General features: G+C 58.1%; 7 protein-coding genes and 1 pseudogene. 7 read left to right on the forward strand and 1 reads right to left on the reverse strand.

Going from position 1 to position 5,657, the window contains the following annotated elements:
* Nucleotides 1-263, reverse strand: a pseudogene (locus BP727_RS05595) (hypothetical protein); the annotation flags it as partial.
* A gap of 62 nt (nucleotides 264-325) precedes the next feature.
* Here BP727_RS05595 and BP727_RS05600 point away from each other — a divergent pair.
* From BP727_RS05600 to BP727_RS05630, 7 genes are all read left to right on the forward strand, one after another.
* A complete protein-coding gene (locus tag BP727_RS05600) occupies nucleotides 326-838 on the forward strand; it encodes a methyltransferase domain-containing protein (protein ID WP_013719350.1) in 513 nt (170 codons plus the stop codon).
* Complete coding sequence (locus BP727_RS05605; protein ID WP_273271798.1) at nucleotides 832-1,440, forward strand: cobalt-factor II C(20)-methyltransferase; 609 nt, start codon at nucleotides 832-834, stop codon at nucleotides 1,438-1,440. The genes BP727_RS05600 and BP727_RS05605 overlap by 7 nt, the downstream gene beginning before the upstream one ends.
* Nucleotides 1,437-2,147 (forward strand): precorrin-4 C(11)-methyltransferase, encoded by a 711-nt coding sequence (cobM, locus tag BP727_RS05610; RefSeq protein WP_273271799.1) that lies wholly within the window; start codon nucleotides 1,437-1,439, stop codon nucleotides 2,145-2,147. Before BP727_RS05605 ends, cobM begins: the two co-directional genes overlap by 4 nt.
* A gap of 14 nt (nucleotides 2,148-2,161) precedes the next feature.
* A complete protein-coding gene (gene cbiG / locus BP727_RS05615) occupies nucleotides 2,162-3,025 on the forward strand; it encodes a cobalt-precorrin 5A hydrolase (protein WP_083804685.1) in 864 nt (287 codons plus the stop codon).
* Between the two features lie 29 nt (nucleotides 3,026-3,054).
* The gene (locus BP727_RS05620; protein ID WP_273278113.1) at nucleotides 3,055-4,485 is read left to right on the forward strand and encodes an SAM-dependent methyltransferase; all 1,431 of its coding nucleotides are present in this window, start codon (nucleotides 3,055-3,057) and stop codon (nucleotides 4,483-4,485) included.
* Nucleotides 4,486-4,496: 11 nt separating this feature from the next.
* Nucleotides 4,497-5,129: a precorrin-8X methylmutase gene (locus BP727_RS05625; RefSeq protein ID WP_013719345.1), complete on the forward strand. Its 633-nt coding sequence runs from the start codon at nucleotides 4,497-4,499 to the stop codon at nucleotides 5,127-5,129.
* Nucleotides 5,110-5,657, forward strand: a 548-nt coding sequence (locus tag BP727_RS05630; RefSeq protein ID WP_286857802.1) for a cobalt-precorrin-5B (C(1))-methyltransferase, incomplete at its 3' end; no start/stop codon positions are given. The genes BP727_RS05625 and BP727_RS05630, both read left to right, overlap by 20 nt.

Below are 5,657 nucleotides of genomic sequence, written 5' to 3' on the forward strand. Positions count from 1 at the left end.
AGCATTATGGGCTTGCCCTCTTTTAACCTGGGCCCAGAGGTGGGATAGGCCACCTCGTGTCCGCTGGACGCGAAGCTCTCCACCAGACAGGAGAGCATGGCTCTGCCCTCCAGCTCATGTGTGCCGCCCAGACCCAGGGCGGATGCATACTCGGCAACGAAGATGTCCATGAATTCTCGAACTGCCAATGAAGAGCAGGCTATACTAGTCTTATGGCCGAAGAGGCCGAAAGACAGGGCTATTGAGAGGAGGGAGATCGGCAAGAGACAAAGAAGCAAGAGATCATCAATTAACCTTTTATTCCAGCCCACTTCTCCTAAAGCCCATGAAGCTTCCGGGCACGGCGACAGCAGAGGAGAACATCCACATCGCCATGGGGAAGCTGGCCATCAGGCCTGGCGATCTGTTCCTGGATATAGGCTGCGGCTCAGGGGCAGTCTCCCTGGCCGCCTCATGCTACACAGACAGGATCTACGGCCTGGACCGCCGACCAGAGGCGATAAATCTCAGCAGAGAACTGGTTGAATGCGGGAAATTCCTCCTGGGCGAGGCAGAGGAGATCATACCCCGGCTGCCAGCGGTGGACAGATGCTTTATCGGCGGCACCCGAGGAATAGACAGATTCCTTCCCCTTCTGCTGGAGAAGGCCAGCCCGGGATGCATGATCGTCGTCGACCTGGCCAGGATAGGAATAGCCAGCAAGGTGGCAGAGCTGATGAAAAAGGAAGGCATTTTCAGGGAGATCCTGCAGATTCACATCAATCGGGGCTACGACCTGGCGGGGGACATTGCCTTCAAGCCCATAAACCCCATATTCATGGTGATCGGCAAATGTTAATCGGCATAAGCCTAGGACCGGGCGATCCGCAGCTATTGACCTTCAAGGCAGCAGCGGCCTTGAAGAGCTGCAAGCGGGTCTATGTTCCAGGGGAGATGGCAGCAGAGCTGGCCAGGCCCTACTCCTCCCCCCAGATCCTGGATTTCCCCATGATCCAGGATGAACTGGAGTTGAAAAGGATCTGGCAGAAAAATGCAGATATCATCGCCCAGGACGCTGGCACCAGCCAGGTGGGCTTTGCCTGCATCGGCGACATCAACACCTTCTCCACCTTCAGCCATCTGAAGAGGGTGATAGAAGAGCGCCATCCGGGAATAGAGATCCAGACCATTCCCGGGGTGGGAGTGGTCCCAGCCTTGGCCTCCAGATTCGATGTACCTTTGGAGAGGTCTTTTCTGGTCTCGGACGGATCCCAGGTGCAGTCGGTGATCAGGATAAAGGCCACCAGGCCCAGGAAGCTGGCTGAGGAGCTACGAGAAGAGGGTTATGAGGATTTCACATTGGGCATGAGGCTCTTTACCCCGGAGGAGAGGATCGTCCGGGGAGAGATGCCGGAGAGGAGCGAGTACTTCAGCGTCCTCTTGGCCCGGAGGAGAGAATGAAGGTCTACTTCGTAGGGGCGGGACCGGGCGACCCGGAGCTGATCACCGTCAAGGGCAAGAGGCTCTTGGAGGAGGCGGACCTGGTGGTGTACGCCGGCTCTCTGGTCAATCCCCAGCTCCTGGAGGGATTGAGAGCCATCAAGGTCGACAGCAATGGACTGTCAATAGAAGAGACCCAGGCAAAGATGGTCGAGTTCCTGCGAGCGGGAAAGAAGGTAGTGCGACTGCACAGCGGCGACCCTTCGATCTATGGCGCCATATTAGAGCAGATGAAGCCCCTGGAGGAGATGGGAATAGAGGTGGAGGTGGTCCCCGGAGTCTCCTCCCTCTTTGCCGCCTCTGCCGCTCTGAAGACCCAGCTCACCCTTAAGGGGATCTCTGAATCTCTGATCGTAACCAGGCCCAAAGGGACCACGCTGGCAAAGGACGACCTGCCCACCCTCAGCCGCCTGGGAACGACCATGGCCATATTTCTGGGAGTCGACAAGATCAGGGATATAGTCCAGTCCTTAGACCGGCCGGGCACAACTCCGGTGGCGGTGGTCTATCACGCCTCCTGGCCGGACCAGCAGGTATTGTGCGGAACAATAGATGATATCGCCGATAAGGTAGAAGAGGCGAAGATAGACCACAGCGCCCTCATACTGGTGGGCGATGTGGTTAAAAGAACCGGATTTAGGAGGTCTCACCTATACCGGAGCCGCTGAAGTCCCTGGCCATCCTGGTCTTCCCCCGGGATAGGGATAAGGGAGAGAGGATTGCCCGGGCCTTAAGCGATCGCTATCAATCTACTCTAGTCCTTTATGAGGAGGAGAGGATGAAGAGGCTCCTTGAGAAATACGATCTGCTGGTAGCGATCATGGCGGTGGGGATCGTGACCAGAAGCCTCTGCCGCCATCTGCAGGACAAATGGCGAGACCGGCCGGTGGTTGCCGTCGACTCCGCCCTCAGCTGCGCTGTGCCGGTGGTAGGAGGCCACCACGGGGCCAATGACCTGGCCCTGCTTTTAGCAGAAAGGATGGGGCTCTATCCGGCCATAACCACCGCCACCGATGCCTCGGGCCGGCCCTGCCTGGAGAGCGTGGCCGGGCGGCTGAAGGCTGATATCGTGAACAAAAGCTCCTCAAAATCCATCAACCTCGCATTCTTGACAGAGGACGTCCCAATATTGAGGCTGAAGGGGCCTAAGATACTGCTGGTGGATGAAGATGTGGCGGTGCTCAAGGCAAAGGGGCTGGTTTTGGGTGTGGGGGCCAGAAAGGGCGTATCCTCTGAGGAGGTCCTCCAAGCGATAGACCAGGCCCTGGCGGAATCCGGCAGGAAGAGAGAGGATATAGCATTCTTAGCCACCGCCTGGCTAAAGAAGGAGGAGGAGGGCCTGCTGGAGGCGGCGAAGTCTCTTGACAGGGAGATCGTCTTTCTCTCCCGGGAGGAGCTCAACTCCCAAAAACCTTCCACTCCCTCGAGGGCAGAGGACCTGGGACTGGCGGGAGTTGCCGAGCCCGCAGTCCTCGCCCTGGCAAAGAGGCTCATTCTTCCCAAGAAGGCATACGGAAGGGTGACCGTTGCCATTGGAGAAAATTAAAATGACTGCCGAAAAGGGATTGGGATTCAATGAATGATTCTGCACTCAGCCGATCAATAGACCGTCATTGCGCTAACAGGCTCTCAATCGTTGGCATCGGGCCGGGTGATGCCTCCCTCCGCACCCTAGCGGCAGTGGATGCCATAAAAGGAGCTGATTATGTGGTCGGCTACCGGCCCTATCTGAAGCTCATAGAAGACCTCTTGCCGGGAAAGGAGGTCTACTCCAGCGGCATGGGAAAGGAGACAGACAGGGTCCGAGCGGCTTTGGATCTGCTCAGCCGGGGACCTGTGGCCCTGGTGAGCTCGGGAGACGCTAACGTCTACGGCATGGCAGGCCTGGGCCTGGAGATGGCAGAGCATCCAGCTGAGGTGGAGGTTATTCCTGGGGTCACATCATTTACCGCTGCAGCTTGCCGGGCCGGCCTTCTCTTCCGAGAATGCGTGGCGGTGATAAGCCTCAGCGACCTTCTCACCCCTTGGCAGGATATCGAGGGCCGATTGCGACAGGCAGCGGATTTTGGAATGCCCGTCGCCCTCTACAATCCTAGAAGCCGGAAAAGAGACTGGCAGCTATTGCGCGCCCTGAATATCTATGAGAAAAGAGATGTTCTGGTGGCAAAAGAGGTGGGAAGAGAGGGAGAAAGGCTCTTTTGGACCACAGCCGCTGCCCTCATGGATAGCGTTTCCCTGAGAGAGGAGATCGATATGACCACGCTTCTCATCCTCCCGGGCAGGGGCACTTACAGGGGGGATGTTGCTCGAGAGGCAGAGGTGAACCTGGTGGGCACCGGCCCGGGAGGTCAGGCAAACCTCACCGCAGAGGCCCGGACCATCCTCAGCTCATCTGAAAAAATTCTGGGAGCAGAGCGTTACCTGAACCTGATCGGGGACTATCCAGGGGAGAAGGTCGCTCATGCGGGTCCCTGCCCGGAGAGATCATACGCCCGCTTCCAGGAGGCAGAACAGCTCGCCCGCTCGGGAAAGAGGGCGAGCATCCTCACCGGCGGCGACCCGAGCATCTTTTCCGCGGGCTGGCGGATCATGGACCTGGCCAGAAATCGGCTTCCCGTTCACATATCTCCTGGAGTGAGCGCCTTCTCGTCAGTTGCCGCAAGGGCAGGAGCTCCCCTCTCCGGGGACTTCGCCCTTCTCTCCCAGCTGGATAATCCAGAAGCGCCATCCCTGCTGGCAGCAGCAGGCTTCGGCGTTGTGATCTATAATGTGAAAGGGCATGAGGTGCAGGCCTTCCTCCAGGAGCTGGAACCGGAGAGAGCGGTGGCCCTGGCCAGGGACGTGGCCCGGAAGGGAGAAGAGATGATCATAATGAAGGCAGAAGAGCTGATGGAGACAAAGCCATCAGGCTTCCGGTTCACCCTTCTGGTATCCTGCCCGAAGGCGGAGATAATAGAGGGCAGGATCATAGCCCGAAGGGGATATGATACCAAATACAGCTACTAGAGCTGATTGATATGATAGAGAACTATACCGATATTGGGGCCAGCACACCTGAGGCGATAAAGATCAGCAGAAAAAGCCGGGAGCTCATATCCAGCATGATCGGGGACCGGAGCCTGGAGGACAGGATCACCCAGAGATGCGTCATTGCCACCGGCGACCCAAGCACAGCCGATATCATGAGATTTCAGAATGACCCTTTTCAGGCAGGCCTTAAGGCCCTGGAACGAGGCGCTCCCATCTACGTGGATATCAAGATGGTCCAGGCGGGGGTGCTAAAGAAAGGCCATACCAGCCCCATAGAGGCGTTCATCGATAAGGGAGACGAGCTGGCGGCATCCAGGGGGATCACCCGCACCTCAGCCGGTGTATTTGCCCTGAATGAGAAGCTCTCCGGATCAATAGCGGTGATAGGAAATGCCCCCTCTGCCCTGCTGACCCTCTGCGAGCTCATGGAGTCGGGACGGGTCCAGCCCGATCTGGTGATAGGAGTGCCAGTGGGCTTTGTCAATGCCCTGGAGAGCAAAGAGAGGCTCCGGGAGATCCCCGTCCCCTCGATATCCACTGCCGGTACCCGCGGCGGAACCCCCATCGCCGTAGCAGCCATAAACGAGATCATAAACACCTATGCCAGAGAAAGACCCTGAGCTGATAGCCGATCCAGTCAGCGGCTTTAGCATACCCCTCTCCTGGATCGAATCCTGTTCCGATCCCCGGGCCCGGGAGAAGATCCTGTCAGGCAGATGGACCATCCTCTCAAGCGGCCAATTATTAAAGCGCGGCCTTACCACGGGAACCACCGCAGCAGCAGCAGCGAAAGGGGCAGTCGTATCCCTGGTCCGGGCGACCGAAAGCCTGGAGGTGATGACGCCAGCCGGAATACCGGTCTCGGTTTCCGTTAAGGCAGAGAACGGCTACTGCAATGCTCGCAAGGACGGAGGGGACCATCAGTCCGATGTCACCGCCGGCCTGGGGATATCGGCCCGGGCAGAGCCATCTGGAGAGACGGTCCTCCTCGCCGGGGCGGGAATTGGAAGGATAGGAGCCGGAGGCCTGTGCGACCAGATCGGTCGACCGGCCATAAGCCCCTCAGCAAAAGGGCAGATCATGATGGCTATATCCGAAGGGCTGAAGGTGACAGGTCTTGAGCATGTTCGGGTGGAGATCTGGGTTCC

It is taken from the genome of Methanosaeta sp. UBA356, assembly GCF_002496465.1.
GTDB lineage: Archaea > Halobacteriota > Methanosarcinia > Methanotrichales > Methanotrichaceae > Methanothrix > Methanothrix soehngenii.